This window comes from Oerskovia sp. 140933 (assembly GCF_059651515.1).
In genome coordinates, this window is sequence record NZ_JAMXIO010000002.1 from 101,104 (window position 1) to 122,716 (window position 21,613).

The following is a 21,613-nucleotide window of genomic DNA, read 5'->3' on the forward strand; positions in this document are numbered from 1 at the left end:
CTGCCAGCACCCCGGGTGCGCTCACGGGCCCTGCTGTGGACCGGAACGACGGGCGGCGGCCTGTGCACGGCCAGCACCCCGGGACGGCCTACGGCGCGCGGTCCGCCACGACGATCGCGAGCACGCCGGGCCCCGCGTGCGCCCCGACGACCGCGCTCACGGGCGTGACCGCGGCCCGCACACCGGTCGTGTCCCACAGCCTGTCGGCGACCTCGGTCGCCGCGGCGCCGTCCCCCAGGAAGTGCACCGCGAGCTCGGGCTCTGCCCGCCGCCCGACCGAGTCGACCGCGACGTGGATCAGCCGGTCGACGGCCGCGGACCGCGTCCGCACCTTCTGGATCACCTCGATGCGGCCGTCCCGCACCGCGAGCAGCGGGCGCACCCCGAGCACCGTCCCCAGCGTCGCGGCCGCGACCCCCAGACGTCCACCGCGGCGCAGGTGGTCGAGCGAGTCGACCATGAAGATCGCGCGGCTCGAGTCCGCGACCGCGAGCGCCCGGCGCGCGACCTCGTCGAGCGTGGCCCCCGCCGCGGCGGCGTCGGCGGCCGCCAGCGCCGCGAAGCCCAGCCCCATGGCCACTGTCCGCGAGTCCACGACCCGCACCGGCACCGGGGAACGAGTCGCCGCGAGCGCGGCCGCGTGCACCGTGCCCGACAGGTCGCCCGACAGGTGGATCGAGACGATCGACCGGGCCCCCGCACGGGCCGCGGCCTCGTACGCCGAGACCAGGGCGTGCGGCGTCGGCTGGGAGGTCGTCACGCGCTCCCCTGCGCCGATCCGGTGCGCGACGTCGTCGGGCGAGATCTCGACGCCCTCGAAGAACGCCTCCTCGCCGACCAGCACGTGCAGGGGCACCACGGACAGGGCCGGGTGGTCACCGGAGGGGAGGGAGGCGGTCGAGTCCGTGACGACGTGGACTGCCGGGGGCTTCGCAGGACTCATCTCCGGGACACCTTACGTGGCGTGCGCGGGCCGTCGCATCCTGCGCCGCGCGCGCACCGGGGGGCCGCCCTAGGATCCGAGACATGCCCGACGACGCAGCCCCGTCCCCCGCAGAGCTCGCCGCCCTGAAGGCCGCCGCCGCACAGGCAGCCGCCGAGGCGGCCGAGGCGAAGGCCGCCGCGGCACAGGCCGCGCTCGAGGCGGCCGAGGCCGCAGCGGTCGGCACCGCCGGAACCGTCGGCACCTCCCCCGCACCGGAGCCCCCCGTGCGTGACGCACCCGCAGACGCTCCGCCGTCGGGCGTCCTGGACGGTTACGCCGCCGAGGTCGCCGCGGGCTACGCCTACCAGGGCGGGACGCTCGCGCTCGGGGCGCTGCTCGAAGCCACCGGGAGCGGTGACCCCGTGCCCCGTGCCGACGTCCAGGTCGGGTTCTCGCTCGCGATGCTCAACCGGCACGGGCTCGTCGCCGGGGCCACCGGGACGGGCAAGACCAAGACCCTGCAGGGCATGGCCGAAGGGCTGTCCGACGCCGGGGTGCCGACGTTCGTCGCGGACGTCAAGGGCGACCTGTCGGGGCTCGCGGTGCCCGGGGTGAGCGGCGAGAAGATCCTGGACCGGACCGCGAGCATCGGGCAGGACTGGGAGCCGACCACCTACCCGGTCGAGTTCTACTCGCTCGGCGGGCTCGGCAAGGGCATCCCGATCCGGACGACCGTGAGCGACTTCGGGCCCCTGCTCCTCTCCAAGGTGCTGGGGCTCAACGACACGCAGGAGTCGAGCCTGGGCCTGATCTTCCACTGGGCCGACACGCAGGGCCTCGCGCTGCTCGACCTCAAGGACCTGCAGGCGACCATCGCCTACCTCACCTCGGACGACGGCAAGGCCGAGCTCAAGGGCATCGGCGGGCTGTCCGCGGCCACAGCCGGGGTCGTCCTGCGCGAGATCGTGACGCTCCAGGCCCAGGGCGCGGACGTGTTCTTCGGGGAGCCCGCGTTCGACACGACCGAGCTGCTGCGCGTCGCGGCCGACGGGCGCGGCACCGTCTCGGCGCTCGAGCTGCCTGCCGTCCAGGACCGGCCCGCACTGTTCTCGACCTTCCTCATGTGGCTGCTCGCCGACCTGTACCAGGACCTGCCCGAGGTCGGTGACCTCGACAAGCCCAAGCTCGTGTTCTTCTTCGACGAGGCGCACCTGCTGTTCACGGGCGCGTCCAAGGAGTTCGTGGCGCAGGTCGTGCAGACCGTGCGGCTCATCCGGTCCAAGGGCGTCGGCGTGTTCTTCGTGACGCAGAGCCCCCAGGACGTCCCGCGCGACGTCCTGGCCCAGCTCGGCAACCGGGTCCAGCACGCGCTGCGCGCCTTCACGCCCGACGACGCCGCGGCGCTGCGAGCGGCCGTGAGGACGTTCCCGAGGTCTCCCTACGACCTGGAGCAGCTGCTGCAGTCGCTCGGGACTGGCGAGGCCGTCGTCACGGTGCTGACCGAGAAGGGTGCCCCGACGCCGGTCGCGTGGACACGGGTGCGGGCACCCCGGTCCTCGATGGAGCCCGCACCCGAGGCCGTGATCGACGGGATCGTGGCGGGCTCCCCGCTCGCCGCCCGGTACGCCGTCGCGGTCGACAACGAGTCGGCGTACGAGCTGCTCACGGCACGCATCGCCGCGCAGCAGGCCGCGGCCGAGCAGGCCGAGCTCGCCGAGAAGCTCGCCAAGGAGCAGGAGGCCGCCCGGAAGGAGGCCGACCGCGCGGCGAAGAAGGAGTCCGCCGAGCTCGAGAAGATGCGCGCCAGGCTCGAACGGGACGCGGCGCGCTCCGGGGGCGGGTCCCGGACGGCGCCCCGGAAGTCGACCGCGTCGTCGGGGCTCGACAAGTTCCTGGGGTCGATGGCGACGCAGCTCGGCCGGGAGATCACGCGGACGGTGTTCGGGACGCGGAGGCGGTAGGACGCAGACTCCCCGGCTGCCGTCGAGTGCGTGATTCGGCTGCGACTCGCCAGGCGTGTCGCAGCCGAATCATGCACTCAACGAGCCAGGGCCGCCCGCACCCGTCGGATCAGGCGCCCGGGGTGTCGCATCACGTCGTCGGCCGTGACGGTGATGATCAACCAGCCCGCCTCCTCCAGCCGCTGCCGGCGCTCGACGTCACGTTGCCAGGTCCCCGGATCGGTGCGGTGGACGTCCCCGTCGTACTCGATCGCGATCCGGAGCGCCGGGTAGGACATGTCCGGGAGCGCGAGGAAGGAGCCTGCCCGGTCCAGGGCGGGCACGTTGACCTCAGGGCGTGGCAGCCCTGCGTCGACGAGGATCATCCGGGTCCGCGACTCCATCGAGGAGTCCGTCCCGGCGACGACGTGACCGATCGCCGCCCGTGCCGCGGCAAGCCCTCTCATCCTGTGGGTGCTCTCGAGGAGCCCGCGCAGCTCGACGATCGAGGCCGCGGGCCCCTTCCGGCGTGTCATGGCGTCTCCGAGGACGACCAGCTCGTTCACGCTCAGCCCGTGCGAGAGGTGCAGCCACGTCTGCGCCGGAGTGGTGACCGGTATCCCGTGCCACGTCGTGACGGCGAGAGCAGGTTGCGTGCAGGTGTGAGCCACCAGGTCCTCACGCTGCGGCCGCAGCTCTCGGCGCGGCACGACGACGTGCAGCCGCTCTCCCGGTCCACCACCCGGCCCGGCGGTCGACCGGTCCAGCCGCCAGGGCACCTCGATCCCGAGCAGCCGCAGCGCCGTGACGTGGCTGAACGCCGCGGCGGCCGGCAGGATCTCGAGCGCGGCCCGGCACCGAGCGGCGATGCCGTCGATGCTGCCTACCGGCACGCGGACGCCGCGGGTCGGGGCCTCCCACCAGGGCCTGCTGAGGTCGTGGCGTGTCAGTCCGTGGCTCGCGGCGTCCCGTGAGCGGAGCACGACGGCCGGCACCTGAGGGTTCGACATGACGCCACGATGCCGCCTCCCGCGCGCCCACGGGTGAGTCCTGCGGTCATCTGTGGACAACCAGCCGTCGAGTGCGTGATTCGGCTGCGACTCGCCGGGCGTGTCGCAGCCGAATCATGCACTCGAGCGAGCAACGTCAGGCCGGCACCACGTTCACCAGCTTGGGCGCCCGCACGATCACCGTGCGGATCCCCCGCCCGTCGAGCGTGCGCTGCACGTTCGCGTCGGCCAGGGCCAACTCGCGCAGCTCGTCCTCGCCGATCGAGGGCGAGACCTCGAGCCGGCTGCGGACCTTGCCCTGGACCTGCACGACGCACGTGACGGTGTCCTCGACCAGGTACTCGTCGAGCGCGACCGGGAAGGGCTCGTGAGCCAGCGACCGCGGGTGTCCCAGGCGCGACCACAGCTCTTCCGCGATGTGCGGGGCGATGGGCGCGACCATGAGGATCAGGGGCTCGACCGCCTCGCGCGGCACACGGTCCAGGCCCGTGAGGTGGTTGTTGAGCGTGATGAGCTTGGCGATCGCCGTGTTGGAGCGCATGTGCTCGAGCTCGACGCGCACCTCCGCGATGGTCCGGTGGACCAGGCGCAGGGTCGCGACGTCGGCGGGCTCGTCCGAGACGGTCGTCTCACCGGTGCTCTCGCTGACGACGTTGCGCCACAGCCGCTGGAGGAAGCGCTGCGAGCCGACGACGGCACGCGTCTCCCAGGGGCGCGACAGGTCGAGCGGTCCCATGGACATCTCGTACACGCGGAACGTGTCGGCGCCGTAGGCCTCGTACATGTCGTCGGGCGTCACGACGTTCTTGAGCGACTTGCCCATCTTCCCGTACTCACGGGTCACGGGCTTGCCCTGCCAGGTGTAGACCGTCTCGCCGTCGGGTCCCTGGTGCTCCTCGACCTCGTCGGCCGGGACGGGCTGCTCGCGCTCGTCGCGGAACGCGTAGGCCTGCACGTACCCCTGGTTGAAGAGCTTGTGGAAGGGCTCGGTGCTGGTCACGTGCCCCAGGTCCAGGAGCACCTTGTGCCAGAACCGCGCGTAGAGCAGGTGCAGCACGGCGTGCTCGACGCCGCCCACGTACAGGTCGACGCCGCCCGCGGGGCCGGCCGTGGCGTTGTGCCCGGGGCCGGTCCAGTACTTCTCGAGCTCCGGGGCCGCCATGTGCTCGGTGTCCGCGGGGTCGAGGTAGCGCAGGTAGTACCAGCAGGACCCGGCCCAGTTGGGCATGGTGTTGGTGTCGCGGCGGTAGGTCTTGGGGCCGTCGCCCAGGTCGAGCGTGACGTTGACCCAGTCCTCGTTGCGGCCGAGCGGGGGCTCGGGCGAGGAGTCGGCGTCGTCCGGCTCGTAGGTGCGCGGCGAGTAGTCGGGGACCTCGGGGAGGTTGACGGGCAGCATCGAGTCCGGCAGCGCGATGGGCTGGTCGTTCTCGTCGTAGACGATGGGGAACGGCTCGCCCCAGTAGCGCTGGCGGCTGAAGAGCCAGTCGCGCAGGCGGTAGGTGACCGTGCCGGTGCCGATGCCCTTGGCCTCGAGCCACTCGATCATGGCGCGCTTGGCGTCGGGCACGCTCAGGCCGTCGAGCGAGATCTCGTCGTTGGACGAGTTGATGATCCGGCCGTCGCCGGTCCAGGCGCCCTCGTGGTCGTCGGGGGCCGCGACGGTGCGGATCACGGGCAGCTCGAAGGCCTCGGCGAACGCGTGGTCGCGCTCGTCGCCGCCGGGGACGGCCATGATGGCGCCCGTGCCGTAGCCCATGAGGACGTAGTCGGCGGTGAACACCGGGATGAGGGTGCCGTTGACGGGGTTCACGGCGAGGTGGCCCGTGAAGACGCCGGTCTTCTTGCCCGCGTCGGCCTGGCGCTCGACCGCGGTCTTGGCAGCGGCCTCCTTGCGGTACGCCGCGACGGCGTCGATCGGGGTCGCGTGCCCGCCGGTCCAGGCGTCGCGCGTGCCGTCGGGCCACTCGGCCGGGACCTCGTCGAGCAGGGGGTGCTCGGGCGAGACGACCAGGAACGTCGCGCCGAACAGGGTGTCCGGGCGCGTCGTGAAGACCTCGACGTCCTGGCTGGCCGCGGCACCGATGCCCTCGATCGCGAAGCGCACGTTCGCGCCCTCGCTGCGACCGATCCAGTTGCGCTGCATCGACTTGACCTTCTCCGGCCAGTCGATGAGGTCCAGGTCGTCGGCCAGGCGGTCGGCGTACGCGGTGATGCGCATGTTCCACTGGCGCAGGCTGCGCTGGAACACGGGGAAGTTGCCGCGCTCGGAGCGGCCGTCCGAGGTGACCTCCTCGTTGGCGAGCACGGTGCCCAGGCCGGGGGCCCAGTTCACGGGCGACTCGGACACGTAGGCCAGGCGCTGGGGGTCGATCACGGCGCGCTGCGCGACGCGGTCGAGGTCCTCCCAGCGCGTGCCCTCGGGGTGGCCGGGGACGGCCCGCGTGCCCGCGGCGTACTCGGCCTCGAGCTCGGTGATGGGGCGCGCGCGGCCCGTGCCGCCGTCGGGGCGCACGGCGTCCTCGTCGTACCAGGCCTCGAAGATCTGCAGGAAGATCCACTGGGTCCAGCGGATGTACTCGGGGTCGATCGTCGCGAACGAGCGGCGCGGGTCGTGGCCCAGGCCCAGACGGCGCAGCTGACGGCGCATGTTGGCGATGTTCGCCTCGGTCGTCACGCGGGGGTGCTGGCCCGTCTGGACGGCGTACTGCTCGGCGGGCAGCCCGAACGCGTCGTAGCCGAGCGCGTGCAGGACGTTGTCGCCGCACATGCGGCGGAAGCGCCCCACGACGTCGGTCGCGATGTACCCGAGCGGGTGGCCCACGTGCAGCCCCGCGCCCGAGGGGTACGGGAACATGTCCATGATGAAGTACGGCGAGCGGCCGTCGGCGTGCCGGCCGTCACCGTCGGTGAGGTGACCCGAGGGGTTGGCCGCCCAGAAGGTGCCCCGCTCCTCCCACGTGTCCTGCCACTTGAGCTCGATGTCCTGCGCGAGGGCGGGCGTGTAGCGGTGGGAGGTCGTCTCGAGCGAGGCCGCGGGGGCGTCGGGCACGGACTCGGCGGGGTTCTCGGGGGCGGGGTTCTCAGGCGTGCTCACCCCGCGAGTTTACCGTTCGGCGCGGCGTCGCCGGGCAGGCGCGTGCCCGGCTGGACGGCCGCGTTCCTCCCCGGCCCGACGGCGCCGCCCACCGGCGCCGGGAGGGTCGCCGCCCGCACCGGTCGTGCGGGCGGCAGGACCCCCGCGGGTCAGACCGTCTGGAGGTACTCGACGATCGTGGGGCCCATCTCGAGGAAGACCCAGGCGACGAGGAGCACGTACAGGACCGCGAGCAGCGTGCCCTTGTTGTCGACGACGAGTCGTCGCAGCCCCTCGGGGGCCGGGAGGTACCTCTCCTGGACCGCGTGCACGAGCTGGTACCAGAAGATCGGCAGCATCGCGGCCCACACGACCATGCAGAACGGGCAGAGCACGACGAGCACGTAGAGGCTCGTCCACACGAGGAACAGGATGAGCCCCATGGCGACGGTCGTGACGGCCAGCATCGTGAGCCAGAACCATCGCGGCAGACGGGCGCCGGTCAGGAGCACGACGCCGACGGTCATGACCACGGGGAAGGCGGCGACGCCCAGGAACGGGTTGGGGAACCCGAGGATCGCGCCCTGCCAGGACGCCATCGCGGGGCCGCAGTCGAGGAACGGGTTGAGCGTGCAGGCCGCGACGCGGTCCGGGTCGATGAGCTTGAGGTAGCGCTCGATCGCGAGCCAGGCGGCGCCGACCAGCCCGACGGCGCCCGCGACGAGGAGCACCCACCCGAGGGTCCGGGACGTGAGGTTCTTGGCGTCGGCGTCGGGCAGCACCGGGGCGTGGCGGGCGTCGCCGACGCCGGTGTCGGCCGTGGTGCCCGGGGTGCGCCCGGTGCGGGAAGGACGGGTGGGGCTCTCGCTCACGAACCGCTCCTGAAGGTCTGCGCGTGCACTTCCGGCACACAGGTGCGCCCACGGTACCGGCGATGTCTGAGGCTTGCCTGAAAACGCCCGTAGGTACCTGCGCACGACGCCCGGGCGAGGGGCGCCGTCGGGCCGCACGCTGGACCTGCGCGCCGACCGCGCGCCCCGGGGCCGCTCGGGCCACGGCCCACCTCGGGGCGAGCGGGCGACGGGCTCAGTGGGCGCGAACAGGCTCCGGTGCGGGCGCGTCGTCGCGGACGTGCGCCACACGCTTGCGCCCGAACAGCACGATGATGACGAGGCCCGCGAGCGTGAGCGCGAGGCCCGTCCAGGCGAGGTCGAGGTAGCCCCAGCCCGCGGCGATGACGAGCCCGCCGAGGAACGCGCCGTTGGCGTTGCCGACGTTGAGCGCCGAGTGGCACAGCGCCGCCCCGAGCGACGGCGCCCCCGGTGAGAGGTCCATGAGCCGGGTCTGGAGGGCCAGGCCGAGGATCTGCGAGGTCACGCCCAGCAGGAACAGGGACGCGACGGCCGGGACGGGGCTCTGGCCCGTGAGCGCGAACGCCACGAGCGCCGCGGCCGTCGAGCCGAAGCCGATCCACACGGTCCGCAGGACGTCCTTGTCGGCGAGGCGCCCGCCGACGATCGTCCCGAGCGTCATGCCGAGGCCGAAGACCGCGAGGACGACGGGCACGACGCCCTCGGAGAGGCCCGTGACCCCGGTCATGGTGGGTGCGACGTAGGAGTAGACGGCGAACATGCCGCCGAACCCGACCGCGCCGCCCACGAAGCTGATCCACAGCGGGCCGTTCTTCAGCGCCGCGACCTCCTGGCTCACGCTCGACCCGGTGTCGCCCGCGCCCGCGGGGACCCAGCGCAGCAGGGCGGCGAGCGTGACGGCACCCAGGACGCCGATGAGCACGAACGCCGCACGCCAGCCGAGCTGCTGCCCCGCGAACGTCGACAGCGGGACGCCCACGACGTTGGCCACCGTGAGCCCGGTCATCATCATGGCCACGGCGTGCCCGCGGCGGCCGGGTCCCGCGACGGCCGCGCCGACCGCTGCCCCGACCCCGAAGAAGGCGCCGTGCGGCAGGCCCGCGAGGAAGCGCCCGGCGATGAGCCACTCGATGCTGGGAGCCGCGGCCGAGAGCACGTTGCCGAGCGTGTAGGCGAGCATGAGCGCGACGAGGAGCCGCTTGCGCGAGACGCGCGCGGCGAGCACCGTCAGCAGCGGCGCCCCGACGACGACGCCGACCGCGTAGGCCGTGATGGCGTGCCCCGTGACGGGGATGCTCGCGTCGAGCGCGGCCGCGATGTCGGGCAGCAGTCCCATGGTCGCGAACTCGGTCGTGCCGATCGTGAAGCCGCCCACGGCGAGCGCGAGCAGCGCGAGGCGGCCGGTCCGCTGCGCGTCCGGTCGGCCGTCGCGGCCGGTCCCCCGGCGGCCCCGCGGGGCGGACGCGTCGGTGCGGGTGTCGGTCGTCCCGGGCAGGCCGGTGCTGTCGACGGTCAAGGCGCCCCCTTCGAGGGTGAGGAGTTGTCGAATCGATTCGAGCGCATCGCCGACGTCGTCGGCAGCAGGTGCGGGAAGACCGCCAGTCTAGACCGGCGTCGGGTCCTCGACGAGCGCCTGCGGTACGACCCACACGCGCGAGGCCGCAGGCAGCCCCAGGAGGACCGGGCTCTCGTCGCTCCCCCACGTGATGGCCATGGTGCCCGCGTACTCGCGCCGCTCGTGCACCCGGACCTCGGCGTCGAGGCCCAGCCCCAGCTCGGCGAGGTAGCGCAGCACGTCCGGGTCCGCGTCCGAGATCCGCGCGACCACCGCGCACGCCCCCGCGTCGAGCTCCGAGAGCCGGATCGCCGCCGGGCGCGGGACGTGGCCAGAGGCCGTCGGGATCGGGTCGCCGTGCGGGTCACGCGTCGGGTGGCCCAGGAGCGCGTCGATGCGGTCGAGCATGAGGTCCGAGACCGCGTGCTCCAGGATCTCCGCCTCGTCGTGCACCTCGTCCCACGAGTACCCCAGCTCCGAGACCAGGTACGTCTCGAGGATGCGGTGCCGCCGGACCATCGCGACCGCGTGCGACCGCCCCAGGTCCGTGAGCTCGATCGCACCGTAGCGCGCGTGCACCAGGAGCCCCTGCGACGACAGGCGGCGCACGGTCTCCGAGACGGTCGAGGCCCCCACGCCGAGCCGGTCCGCGAGGAGCTTGGTGGTCACCGGCTCGTCGGACCACTCCTGCGCCGACCACACCACCTTGAGGTAGTCCTGGGCGACGGAGGTCAGGTCGAGGGGATGGTCCACGGCGCTCACTCTATTTCACGGGCCCCGCCCGGCCCCGGAAGGACCGAGGTGCGGACCGGCGTCCGAGCGGCGCGCACCGCACCGCTCGCCCCGTCCGCCTCGCCGGCCCGGGTCACCCCGCGACGAGGTCCGCGGGCTCGCGCTCCGCCGTCGGGCCCGCGACCTGTCCGACGCGCGGGCGGCGCGCCAGGTGCACGACGTACGCGACCGCGAACACCACGCCCTGCGCCACGACGATCGTCGCGGCGCTCGCCGTGTCCAGGTAGTAGCTCGCGTAGATCCCGACGACGGCACACCCCACCGCGACGACCGGCGCGACCACGAGCATGCGGGACATGCGGTCGACCAGGAGGTAGGCCGTCGCGCCCGGCGTGATGACCAGGGCCACCACGAGCACGACCCCGACCGCCTGGAGCGCGACCACCACGGTCAGCGCGAGAGAGCCCAGGAGCAGCGCGGACAGCCGGCGCGGCGAGATCCCGACGGCGTGCGCGTGCACGGGGTCGAACGCGAACAGCGTCAGGTCGCGCCGCTTGAGCACGAGCACCACGGTCGTCAGCGCGCCGAGCACCACGACCTGCCACAGGTCCGCGTCCGTGATGCCGAGCATGTTGCCGAACAGGATGTGCCCCAGGTCGATCTGGCTCGGCGTGACCGAGATGAGCACGATCCCGACCGCGAAGAGGGTCGTGAAGACCACGCCGATCGCCGCGTCCTCCTTGAGCCGGCTCGTGTCCCGGACCGTCCCGATCAGCGCGACCGCCCCGATCCCGAACACGAGCGCCCCCAGCGCGAACGGCACGCCCACGATGTAGGACAGCACGACCCCGGGCAGGACCGCGTGCGAGACCGCGTCCCCGAGCAGCGACCAGCCGATCATGATGAGCCAGCAGCTCAGGAGCGCGCACACGACGCTCGCGACGACCGCGACGAGCAGCGCCCGCTGCACGAACTCGTACTCGAGGGGCGCGGCGAGCCACGCGCCCGCGGCGGCGAGCAGGTCGAACGGGTTCATCGGGTGGCTCCCTCGGTCGTGGCGGAGCCGTGCGGCGTCCGGGCTGCTCCTGTGCCATCCTCGCCCCGGCTCGCGGCGAGCGGGTCGATCCCGAACGTGCGGGCGAGGTTCTCGGGGCGCAGCACCACGTCGGGCGGCCCGGTCAGGATGACGCGGCGCTGGAGCAGGATCGCGTCGTCGACCAGGTCCGGCAGGGACGTGAGGTCGTGCGTCGAGACCAGGACGGCGCAGCCCGATGCCGCGAGCCCTCGCAGGACCGCGGTGATCTGCGCCTCGGAGACCTTGTCGACCCCCGCGAACGGCTCGTCGAGGAGCAGCAGCCGGGCGCCCTGCGCGATGGCGCGCGCGACGAAGACCCGCTTGCGCTGCCCGCCGGACAGCCGGCCGATCTGGCGGTGCGCGAGATCCGCGAGCCCCACCCGGTCCAGGGCGTCCGCCACGGCACGGCGGTCCTGGGCACGGGCACGACGCGTGGGCCCCATCCCGCCGTAGCGCCCCATGGTCACGACGTCGCGCACGTCGACCGGGAACGCCCAGTCCACGTCCTCGGACTGCGGGACGTACCCCACGAGCCCGTCCTTGCGGGCGGCGTCCGCGTCCCGGCCGTAGACGCGCACGTCTCCGGTCCACGTCACGCCCGTGCCGCGCGTCATGCCCATGACGGACCGGAACAGCGTCGACTTCCCCGAGCCGTTGGCTCCGATCAGCCCCGTCACGGTGCCCGGGGCGAGCGTCAGGGCGACGTCCTCGAGCGCGAGCACCTCGCGGTAGCGGACCGTGAGCCCGGAGACGTGGAGCGCGGGTGCCGCGACCGCCGCAGCGGGGGCGCCGGCCGCAGGCGCGCCCGGGACCGCGCGACCGCCGCTCACGGCTCGCCCCGCAGACCCGCGCTGATGACGCGGGCGTCGTGGGCGAGCAGGTCGAGGTAGGTGGAGACGTCGCCGTCGGGCCGCGAGAGCGAGTCGACGTAGAGCGTGCCCGCGTACGTGGCACCCGTCTCCGCGGCGACCTGGCGCTGCGCGGAGTCCGAGACGGTCGTCTCGCAGAACACCGCGCGCACGTCGTTGTCGCGGACGTGGTCGATGACGCGGGCGACCTGCTGGGGCGTGCCCTGCTGGTCGGCGTTGACGGGCCACAGGAACTTCTCGTCGAGGCCGACGTCCCGGGCCAGGTAGGAGAACGCCCCCTCGCACGTCACGAGGACGCGCGACCCGGCCGGGACCTGGTCGACCTCCGCCGCGAGCTCGCGCCCCACGGCCTCGATCCGCTCGGCGTAGCCGGCGGCGTTCGCACGGTAGTCCGCGGCGTGGGCCGGGTCCGCCTCCGCGAAGGCCTCGCCGATGTTGCGGGCGTAGATCGCGCCGTTGACGGGCGACATCCAGGCGTGCGGGTTGGGCCGTCCGTCGTACGCGCCCGAGCCGATCTCGATCACGTCGACGCCGTCGGAGACCGTGACGTGCGGGGCGTCGAGCCGCGCGACGAAGGGCTCGAACCACTTCTCGAGCCCGAGCCCGTTGTCGAGCACCAGGTCCGCGCTCGCGGCGCGGCGCAGGTCGGCGGGCGTGGGCTCGTAGCCGTGGATCTCGGCGCCGACCTTGGTGAGCGAGGAGACCTCGACGTGCTCTCCCCCGACCTCGCGGGCCATGTCGGCCAGGACGGTGAAGGTCGTCAGGACCTCCAGGCGCCCGACGGCGGCGCTCACCTCGGCGACGCCACCCGCCGGGGGCGCGGGGTCGCCCTGGGCGGCGTCGACCGCGCAGCCCGTCAGGAGGAGGAGGGCGGCGCCCGCGAGGAGTCCTTTGACCCCTGCACGAAGTCGAAAGTTCGGCATACCGAACTTTAGCGCGCCGAGTGTCGCCGGGTCGAGTCCACCCACCGTGCCGCACCCGCGGCCTGCGGGCCTCAGGGTGAGGGGGTCAGGACCTGCGGTCCCCGCGCCAGCTCGAGCAGCATCTCGACCGTCCCGGTCGGTTCGACCGTGACGAACGGCAGCTCCGGCACGCTCACGCCGTAGTCGGCGAACGTCACCGGGATCGCACCGCTCACCTGGACCCCGTCACCGGACCGCCGGGCCTCGAGCGCCACGGTCACGGGCTCCGTGACGTCCCGGATCGTGAGCGTGCCGCGCGCCTCGACCGTCAGGGGCTCGTCCCCCTCGATCCCGGAGAGGTCGACCGGCGTCGTGAGGACGAACACCGCGTTGGGGTAGACGTCGGTCTCGAGCAGACGCCGGAACGCATCGTCACGCACCACGCTGTCGCTCGCGATGGACCCCGTCCCCACCGTGACCTCGGCCCGGGCGAGCTCCCCGTCCTCGACCACGAGCGAGCCCCCGACCTCCTCCGTGCGTCCGACGACCGTCCCCTTCTCCCCGCTCAGGACCTCGTCGACCCGGTACCCCGCCTGGGACCCCGCGCCGACGATCCACGCACCGTCCGGGTCGAAGGGCCCCGGGGCCGGGGACTGCGACGGAGCGGCGCTCTCGCCGGGGGTCTGCAGGCCCAACGGTGGCGGCGCGTTCCCGACCGAGATGCGCGCCACGAGGTACGGCCCGGCGAGCACGATCACCAGCGCCGCGACGACCGCGACGAGGATCCACCGGGCGCCTCTGCTCATGCCCCGTATTCTGCCGTGCCGCACGACCTCCCCCGGACCCTCGGGGTCCGGTTCACCCGCTCCGTCGGGTTCGCTCACGAGTCCCTCACCCCTCCCCTGCGACCGCCGGCCCGACCCCGACCGGGGTGGCCCCGGCCGCACCGGCCGGAGCCGGACCGGCAGGCTCGTCCGCGCCCCCGTCACCGGCACCCTCCGGAGCGCCCTCCGGGACCGTCGTGGTCTCCGGCAGGACCGTGCCGTCGGGGACCGTCGTGCCGTCGGGCAGGACCGTGCCCTCGGGCAGGACCTCCTCGTCGACGGGCACGGGGAACGGCTCGCGCGCCGAGACCTGGGCCGAGCCGTCCGGGAAGACCTGCACGAGCTGCCAGTCCACGAACTCCCGGTACACCGGGTCGAACCGCAGGACGGTCATCTCCGCGACGCCCCGGAGCGGCCCCACGGTGGGTTCGCCCGTCTCCGCGCCGGCGGTGCTCCCGTTCACGTAGCGGATGCCGAGCCCGAACTGCGCCGGACCGCTCCGGCGGTGGTTGTGGCCCGATACCTGGACGGGCACGCACCCGGACTCGAGGGCCTCGTTCCCGGCCCGCGGCGTGTGGACCAGGAGCAGGTCGACCCCGTCCTGCGCGTCGCACGCGGTCTGCGCGAGCCGCTCGGCCTGCTCGGAGGGCGTCTCGGGGCGAGCCGTCTTGGAACCGGCCCCGATCCTCGTCTCGAGCGCGTCCCGGTCGCCGAGGATGCGGACGCCGTCGACCTCGACCACGTCGCCGTCGAGGATCTTGACGCCTCGCCTGCGCTCCTGCGCCGAGGTCTCGACGCTGTCGTGGTTCCCGTCCGCGACGACCATCGTGGCGCCGTCGGGCACCGCGGAGATGAACGAGTTGACGCAGAACTGCTCGACGCTCGTCCCGTTCATCGTGGTGTCGCCCGCGTTGAGGACGATGTCCGCGCCGGAGCGCAGGCCCGCGGTCCGGATGAGCGGTGTCATGCCGGTGTTGCAGTGCAGGTCGGAGATCACCAGCATCGTGACGAGGTCGTCCTCGGGCGTCGCCGTCGGCTCCTCGGTGGGGCTCGCGCCGTCCCGGGCGTCGCCCGCCTCCGTGTCCGGCGACGCCGTCGCCCCGGCGGGGCCCTCGGGACCTGCCGTCCCGTCGAGGGGCGCACCCGTCGCGCCGGTCGGGTCCTGCGTGCCGGCCCCGTCCGTGCCGTTCCCGGCGTCATCGGCGGCGTCGAGCTCGGCGGCGGCGGCCGCCTCGAGCGCGTCCCGCTCGTCCCACGCGGCCTCGAGCGCGTCGTCGGCCGCCGCGTAGAACGCCTCGTTGTCCTTGTAGGCGGTCATGAGCATGCCGCCGTAGGTGTCCACGACGCCCGCGAGCCGACCCGTGATCCTGGCCCCCTCGAGAGCGGTGCCGGCGAACACCGCGGAGGCCGGGCGGGAGCTCGTGTCCTCGGGCTCCTCGCCGGACGCCGAGACCACGCCGAAGACGAGCGAGACCACGACGACGCCCGCGGTGATCTCCCAGGTCCGCGGAGCGAGCGCCGCGGAGAGCTCGGCGCGTCGAACGCGGCCCAGCAGGAGGTAGAGCGCCGCGCCGCCCGCCGCGACCACGAGGATCGCGAGCCCCGTGCGTCGCAGCGCGTCGACGACGAGGGCACGCGCGACCTGGTCGATCGTGTCCTGCGGACCGCTGAAGAACTGGAGGTAGCCCTGGAGGTCCTGGGTGAGCGCGGCGATCGTGGTGGCCTGGTCGAACGCCGTGAGGTCCGCGGGGATCTCCTCGACCGTGATCCTGGCGCCGAGCCCGGCGGGCAGCGGCGAGTCGATCTCGAGCGTGCCGAGCGGACCCAGGTCGACCACGACGAGGCTGTCGTTCGTCACCTCGTAGCGAGCCTCGTGGGGGCCGAGGCTCAGGTCCGCGGTCGCGGTGGTGACGCCGAAGACGAGGCAGGGGATGAGGAGGGCGAGCCCGACCAGCGTGCGTCGGACCCAGCGGGGCGGGGTGTGACGGGGGCGATTCATCACCTCTCACCCTTCCTGATCCATCACCCGGATGCCAGCGGGCTCGCTCGCCGGCATCCGGGTGAATGTCACGAACGTGCCGTGCGCAGCGCGACGAGCGCGATCCCGGTCGCCACGAGCATGAGCGCGAACCCGATCCACGACGTGGTCCCGACCCCGCTGCCGAAGGCCTCGTGCGCCGAGGCGAGCAGCGCCTGCGCCTGGTCGGCGGGCAGGGTCTGCGCGACCTGGGTCGCCCCGCCGAGGGTCTCGGCGGCCGCCGTGGCGTCCGCCGCCGCCACGCCGTCGGGCACGGCGACGTTGCGGTGGTACGACGCCGTGAGGATGCTCCCGAGGACGGCCGTGCCGAGCACGGCGCCGACCTCGTACGCGGTCTCCGAGATGGCCGAGGCGGCTCCTGCCTTGTCGGCCGGCACCGCGGACACGATCAGGTCGTTCGACACCGTCTCGGCGGCACCGATCCCGATCGCGAGGATCACGAACGCCCCGACGAGGCCCATGAGGGTGCTCGCGCCCGCGCTCAGGGCGACGGCCGCGTACCCCGCGGCGGCGAACAGGAGCGCACCGGCGACGACGAGCGCGGGACGGACGCGGCGGACCACCCGGACCACGAGGAGCCCTGCGACGATCATCGCGACGAGCCCCGGCAGGAGCGCATAGCCGGCCTCCATGGGGCTCAGGCCCAGCACGAGCTGGACGTCCTGCGACACGAAGAACAGGAAACCGACGAGGGAGAACACCGACAGCAGGTTGATGACGACCGCGCCCGAGAACTCTCCGCGCCGGAACAGGCGCACGTCGATCATGGGGTCGGGACGCCCGAGCTGGCGGCGCACGAACGCCCACCCGGCGACCAGGCCGAGGACGAGGGCGCCGACCGCGAGCACGCTCGGGCCGGACTTCGCGAGGGTCTTGATGCCGAGCACGATCGGGGCCATGGTCGCCATGGAGAGCACGATCGAGACGACGTCGACCCGGCCCGGGTGCGCGTCCTTCGACTCGGGCACGAAGATCGGCGCGAGCACCAGGAGCAGCACGAGCACCGGGACGGCGAGCAGGAAGACCGAGCCCCACCACGAGTGCTCGAGCAGGAACCCGCCCGCGATGGGTCCGATCGCGTTGCCGGCCGCGAAGCCGGCCGCCCACACGGCGATCGCGAGCCGCCGCTCCTCCCGGTCGGTGAAGATGTTGCGCAGCAGCGAGAGCGTCGGGGGCATGATCATGGCGCCGAAGAACCCGAGCCCGGCCCGCGAGGCCACGAGGGCCTCGGCGCTCGGCGCGTAGGCGGCGACGACCGAGACGGCGGCGAACCCGACCGCGCCGGTCAGGAGCAGCCTGCGCCGACCGATGCGGTCGGCGAACGAGCCCATCGAGACGAGCAGGCCCGCGAGCACGAGCGGGTAGACGTCGATCATCCACAGCAGCTGGGTGCCGGTGGGTCGCAGCGCCTCGGAGATCTGGGGCAGCGCGAAGGTGAGCACCGTGTTGTCGATCGAGACGAGCAGCACGGGAAGCATGAGCACGGCGAGCGCGACCCAGCGGCGGTTGCGGGTCAGGGGCGAACCGGGGGTGCTGGTCGCGACGCCCTGCGAGGCGCCCGGGGTGCCGTGGGGGTCCCGGGGCGTCCGGTGGACCTGGACGAGAGTCACGGGAGTGTCCTTTCACGTACGAGGACGGCTGGGGCGACGCTGTGGCGTCGGACTTCCAACCGTCCAGACGGTATAGTAACCGTCCGGACGGTACACTTTCAAGATGCCGCCGCCCCCCGCTGCCCGCGCCAAGGTCCTCGAGGCGTTCGCCACGCTGCTCGTGACCCAGGGAGAACGTGCCGCCACGCTCGACGCGGTCGCCGCCGAGGCCGGGGTCTCCAAGGGAGGCCTGCTCTACCACTTCGGCTCCAAGGCGGCCCTCGCCGAGGGGCTCATGGAGCTCCTGCGCGAGCTGACCGCTGCCGACGTCGAGGCCATGCGCACGGCCCCCGCAGGCCCGGTCGACTACTTCATCCGGACCTCGGCCGACTCCGACAGCGGCTTCGAGCTCGTCTACGTCGCCGTCTCCCGGCTCGCCCAGGGCAGCTACCCGCAGGCCCGCGCCGCGCTCGACGACGCCCACGACGCATGGTCCGGAGCCGTGCTCGAGGTCGTCGGCGACCCGGTCCTGACGCGCGCGATCATGCTCATCGGCGACGGTCTCTACGCCCAGGCGAGCGACCACATCGCGAGCGGCTCCTCGCCCTCCGCGACGGAGGCGGACCGAGCGGGCTCGATCGACGACCTCCTCGACCTGATCGACGAGATGGTCGCGCTCCGCACCCACGGCTGACGCCACGGGCGGGCACCCCGGGCTCGACCTGCGCGGCGCCGTCGGGCGTCCGCACCCAGCCTGGACGTGCGGGAGGCGTCGGCCGCCCCCAGTGGCAACCGACGCCCCGTCCTCCCGCACACCTCATGCGGTCCCCCGCCCTGCACGCAGAGCAGGGAGATCCCGTACCCCACCCCGGTCCCACGGTCCGTAGCGTGGAAACCCCCGGGGCGACGCCGGTCAGGGAGTGCCCAAGGGACACCCAAGGACCAGTGTCACCCCTCACGCCCCCGTTCGCCAGACCACGTGCCCCGGCAGTTGCGCGATGCACACCGCGCCGGAGGTCGACGCACGCCGTCCTCAGCCCAGCCGCACCGCTGCGAGCCAGGCCTCGGCGAGGAGGTCGTGCCCCGCGGGCGTGGGGTGCACGCCGTCGTACGCCCAGGCCTGCGGGCCGAGCCCGCTCGTCGCCACGGCCTGCGCGAACGGGCCGTCGGTCGCGACCAGGGCGAGCCCCTGCTCCGCCGCGAGCCGCCGCACGACCTGGATCTTGGGGTCGAGGTCCTCGCGCCACCCCCACTGCTCGGCGCGGACGGGCACCAGGAAGGGCTCGACCAGGACGATCGCGGCCTGCGGAGCCCCCGCGCGGGTACGGTCCAGCAGGTCGCGGTACCCGGCCTCGAACGCCTCGGCGCTCGTCGCGTCCTCCCGGTCGTAGCGTCGCCAGGTGTCGTTGATGCCGATCTTGATCGACACGAGGTCCGGCTCGAGGGCGAGGACGTCGTCGTCCCACCGAGCCTGCAGGTCCACGACCCGGTGACCGCTCACGCCACGGTTGAGCACCTCGACCCCGTGCCGGCCGCACACGCCCGCGACCCGGGCCGCGTACCCGTGCCCCAGCCCGAACTCCCCCTCGGTGAGCCGCCCCGCGTCCGTGATCGAGTCGCCGACCAGCACCGCGCGCGAGCCCGCCACCAGCACCGGGCGGTTCACGCCGTCCCCTCCGCGGCGCCCGCCGGACGCGCGCCGCCGCGCACCGGGGCCGCGGCCGTCCGCGAGGCCTCGACCGTCGCGGCGACCTGGTGCAGCGCGTCCTGGAGCGGGGCGTAGTGCGCGATGACCGCCTCCCGGTAGGCGTCGGCGTCCCCCGCCTCGGCCGCACGGAGCATGGCCCCGTGCGCCTTCGCAGTGAGGTCGATCTGCTCGGGGGCGGGCAGCCCCAGCTTGGGCGAGACCACCTGGTGCACGTCCCAGAAGGCCGTGCCGAGCTGGGCGACGAGGAAGTTGTCGAGGTGGGCGAGCAGGTGCGAGTGGAACTCGCGGTCCTCCTCGAAGAAGTCCTCGCCCTTCTGGGCCTTGCGCTCCATCGCGGCGACGAGGCTCTCCAGGTCGGGGTTGGAGGTGCCGGCCATCTCGGTCACGATCTGCTCGGCCATCGACAGGTCGAGCGCCTGGCGCACCTCGACGACCTCCCGCAGCGCCGAGAAGTCGTCGCCCGGGATGAGGACCCCGCGGAAGACGAGCCCCTCGACGAGCGGCTTGAGCGAGAGCTGCCCCACGTAGGTGCCGTAGCCGTGCCGCACCTCGACGATGTCGAGCGCGGCGAGCGTCCTGATCGCCTCGCGGACGTTCGACCTGCTGACGCCGAGGAGCGAGCAGAGCTCGGCCTCGGTCGGCAGCAGGTCGCCGGGCCGCAGGTGGGCTCGCAGGATGTAGTCCTTGATCTGTTCGGTAGTCGTCGGGGGACGCACCCCCTGACCTCCGAAGCCCAGATGTGACACGGGCTCGGTAGCTGTCATGCGCCTTGACCTCCTCAGAAATTGCCTCTACGGTTCAACCCTACCAGCGTCAGACATCAGACGTCCTATATCTGGAGAGTTCATGGCTACCTCGATGGCGAATAGCACGAACGCGACCGACACCTCCCGCCGGAGCTTCCTCAAGCTCGCCGGCGTGATCGGCGCCGGAGCGGTGATCGCAGGCACGATCGCCGCCTGTGGCGGACCCGCGTCCACCTCGTCCGACCCGCAGACCACCCCCGCCGGCGGCGGGGCCAAGCCCAACCTCGACGGCACGATCGAGGCGGGCATCTCCTACGCCCTCTCGACCGGCTTCGACCCCATGACGACGTCCGGCGCCGTGACCATGGCCGCCAACTGGCACGTCCTCGAGGGCCTCGTCGAGCTCGACCCGGCGGCTCGCACGCCCTACGCCGCGCTCGGCAAGGAGCTGCCCAAGAAGATCGACGAGACCACGTGGGAGGTCACGCTGCGCGACGGCGCCACCTTCCACGACGGCTCCCCCGTCACGACCGACGACGTGGTGTTCAGCTTCAACCGCGTCCTCGACCCGGCGAACGCCTCGCTCTACTCCCAGTTCCTGCCGTTCCTCGCCTCGGTCACGGCCAAGGACGACAAGACGGTCACGTTCACGCTCAACTACCCGTTCGGGCTGTTCGTCGACCGCGTCTCGGTCGTCAAGATCGTCCCGAAGGCCATCGTCGAGGCCGACCCCCAGGCCTACGACTCGCTGCCCGTCGGCTCGGGCCCCTACAAGCTCACGAGCGCGACGGTCGACGACAAGATCACGTTCGAGCGCTTCGACGCGTACAACGGCGCACGCCCGGCGCTCGCCAAGACCATGACCTGGAACCTGCTGTCCGACGCCGCGGCCCGCGTGACGGCCGTCGAGTCGGGCCGTGTCCAGGCCATCGAGGATGTGCCCTACCTCGACGCCGACCGCCTCGCGAACGCCGTCACGGTCGAGTCCGTCCAGTCGTTCGGCCTGCTGTTCATGATGTTCGACTGCTCCAAGGCGCCGTTCACGGACAAGCGCGTGCGCCAGGCGTTCTTCCACGCGCTCGACATGGACAAGATCATCAGCACGGGCCTGCTCGGCAACGCGACCGCGGCGACGAGCTTCCTGCACAAGGAGCACCCGTCCTACGTCAAGGCGAGCACGGTCTACTCGCACGACCCCGCCAAGGCCAAGAAGCTCCTCGCCGACGCGGGCGTGAGCAGCCTCGCGATCACCCTCCTGACGACCGACACGAGCTGGGTCAAGGACATCGCCCCGCTCATCAAGGAGGACCTGGACGCGGTCGGGATCGCCACGACCCTCGACATCGGCCAGTCCGGCGGGCAGTACAAGAAGGTCGACGACGGCACGCTCGACGTCATGGTCGCCCCCGGTGACCCGTCGGTCTTCGGCAACGACCCCGACCTCCTGCTGCGCTGGTGGTACTCGGGCTCGGTGTGGCCGGTCAAGCGCTACCGCTGGGCCAGCACCCCCGAGTTCGCCGAGGTCACGCGCCTGCTCGACCAGGGCGCCGCCGAGCAGGACGCGGCCAAGCAGAAGAAGACCTGGGGCGAGGTGTTCGACATCCTCTCCGACGAGGTCCCGCTGTACCCGCTGCTGCACCGCAAGCTCCCGAGCGCGTGGGAGGACTCCGCGCTCGACGGGTTCAAGCCCCTGCCCGTCACGGGCCTGTCCTTCCTGGACGTCTCCCGCACCGCCTGACGTCCGTGTCCCGGGTG

Annotated in this window: 17 protein-coding genes; 3 read left to right on the plus strand and 14 right to left on the minus strand. The window is 73.0% G+C overall.

The window, feature by feature from the left end; genetic code table 11:
- Positions 1 to 88: 88 nt before the first annotated feature.
- Positions 89 to 943, minus strand: coding sequence for a DegV family protein (locus NHG27_RS01670; RefSeq protein ID WP_497014536.1), 855 nt, complete (start codon positions 941 to 943; stop codon positions 89 to 91).
- An 83-nt stretch (positions 944 to 1,026) separates the two neighbouring features.
- On the opposite strand from NHG27_RS01670, the gene NHG27_RS01675 reads away from it, so the two are divergent.
- The gene (locus NHG27_RS01675) at positions 1,027 to 2,886 is read left to right on the plus strand and encodes a helicase HerA-like domain-containing protein (protein ID WP_497014537.1); all 1,860 of its coding nucleotides are present in this window, start codon (positions 1,027 to 1,029) and stop codon (positions 2,884 to 2,886) included.
- A 77-nt stretch (positions 2,887 to 2,963) separates the two neighbouring features.
- Here the strand turns inward: NHG27_RS01675 and NHG27_RS01680 are convergent, their stop codons facing one another.
- The 11 genes from NHG27_RS01680 to NHG27_RS01730 all read right to left on the minus strand — a co-directional run bounded on the left by NHG27_RS01680 (position 2,964) and on the right by NHG27_RS01730 (position 17,332).
- Positions 2,964 to 3,875, minus strand: a complete 912-nt coding sequence (locus tag NHG27_RS01680; RefSeq protein WP_497014538.1) for an endonuclease domain-containing protein — start codon at positions 3,873 to 3,875, stop codon at positions 2,964 to 2,966.
- A 136-nt stretch (positions 3,876 to 4,011) separates the two neighbouring features.
- Positions 4,012 to 6,969 (minus strand): leucine--tRNA ligase, encoded by a 2,958-nt coding sequence (gene leuS / locus NHG27_RS01685; protein ID WP_497014539.1) that lies wholly within the window; start codon positions 6,967 to 6,969, stop codon positions 4,012 to 4,014.
- A gap of 149 nt (positions 6,970 to 7,118) precedes the next feature.
- Entirely contained in the window at positions 7,119 to 7,820 is a 702-nt protein-coding gene (locus tag NHG27_RS01690) for a vitamin K epoxide reductase family protein (protein WP_497014540.1), read from the minus strand.
- Positions 7,821 to 8,034: 214 nt separating this feature from the next.
- A complete protein-coding gene (locus NHG27_RS01695; RefSeq protein WP_227748280.1) occupies positions 8,035 to 9,210 on the minus strand; it encodes an MFS transporter in 1,176 nt (391 codons plus the stop codon).
- 213 nt (positions 9,211 to 9,423) lie between these two features.
- The gene (locus NHG27_RS01700) at positions 9,424 to 10,128 is read right to left on the minus strand and encodes a metal-dependent transcriptional regulator (RefSeq protein WP_321575314.1); all 705 of its coding nucleotides are present in this window, start codon (positions 10,126 to 10,128) and stop codon (positions 9,424 to 9,426) included.
- 112 nt (positions 10,129 to 10,240) lie between these two features.
- The gene (locus NHG27_RS01705; protein WP_497014541.1) at positions 10,241 to 11,143 is read right to left on the minus strand and encodes a metal ABC transporter permease; all 903 of its coding nucleotides are present in this window, start codon (positions 11,141 to 11,143) and stop codon (positions 10,241 to 10,243) included.
- Positions 11,140 to 12,012 (minus strand): metal ABC transporter ATP-binding protein, encoded by an 873-nt coding sequence (locus tag NHG27_RS01710; RefSeq protein ID WP_497014542.1) that lies wholly within the window; start codon positions 12,010 to 12,012, stop codon positions 11,140 to 11,142. The genes NHG27_RS01705 and NHG27_RS01710 overlap by 4 nt, the downstream gene beginning before the upstream one ends.
- Positions 12,009 to 12,974 carry a metal ABC transporter substrate-binding protein gene (locus tag NHG27_RS01715; protein WP_497014543.1) on the minus strand — a complete coding sequence of 322 codons (966 nt, stop codon included), beginning with the start codon at positions 12,972 to 12,974 and terminating at the stop codon, positions 12,009 to 12,011. The genes NHG27_RS01710 and NHG27_RS01715 overlap by 4 nt, the downstream gene beginning before the upstream one ends.
- A 71-nt stretch (positions 12,975 to 13,045) precedes the next feature.
- A complete protein-coding gene (locus NHG27_RS01720; RefSeq protein ID WP_193719217.1) occupies positions 13,046 to 13,759 on the minus strand; it encodes a YceI family protein in 714 nt (237 codons plus the stop codon).
- A gap of 85 nt (positions 13,760 to 13,844) precedes the next feature.
- The gene (locus NHG27_RS01725; protein WP_497014544.1) at positions 13,845 to 15,776 is read right to left on the minus strand and encodes a metallophosphoesterase family protein; all 1,932 of its coding nucleotides are present in this window, start codon (positions 15,774 to 15,776) and stop codon (positions 13,845 to 13,847) included.
- Positions 15,777 to 15,844: 68 nt separating this feature from the next.
- Positions 15,845 to 17,332, minus strand: coding sequence for an MFS transporter (locus tag NHG27_RS01730; protein WP_497014617.1), 1,488 nt, complete (start codon positions 17,330 to 17,332; stop codon positions 15,845 to 15,847).
- A 196-nt stretch (positions 17,333 to 17,528) separates the two neighbouring features.
- Here NHG27_RS01730 and NHG27_RS01735 point away from each other — a divergent pair, with 196 nt between their 5' ends.
- Complete coding sequence (locus tag NHG27_RS01735) at positions 17,529 to 18,098, plus strand: TetR/AcrR family transcriptional regulator (protein WP_193719218.1); 570 nt, start codon at positions 17,529 to 17,531, stop codon at positions 18,096 to 18,098.
- 339 nt (positions 18,099 to 18,437) lie between these two features.
- Here the strand turns inward: NHG27_RS01735 and NHG27_RS01740 are convergent, their stop codons facing one another.
- Positions 18,438 to 19,070, minus strand: a complete 633-nt coding sequence (locus tag NHG27_RS01740; RefSeq protein ID WP_497014545.1) for an SGNH/GDSL hydrolase family protein — start codon at positions 19,068 to 19,070, stop codon at positions 18,438 to 18,440.
- Positions 19,067 to 19,876, minus strand: coding sequence for a FadR/GntR family transcriptional regulator (locus NHG27_RS01745; RefSeq protein WP_193719219.1), 810 nt, complete (start codon positions 19,874 to 19,876; stop codon positions 19,067 to 19,069). The genes NHG27_RS01740 and NHG27_RS01745 overlap by 4 nt, the downstream gene beginning before the upstream one ends.
- 94 nt (positions 19,877 to 19,970) lie before the next feature.
- On the opposite strand from NHG27_RS01745, the gene NHG27_RS01750 reads away from it, so the two are divergent.
- A complete protein-coding gene (locus tag NHG27_RS01750) occupies positions 19,971 to 21,596 on the plus strand; it encodes an ABC transporter substrate-binding protein (RefSeq protein WP_227748272.1) in 1,626 nt (541 codons plus the stop codon).
- Positions 21,597 to 21,613: the final 17 nt, after the last annotated feature.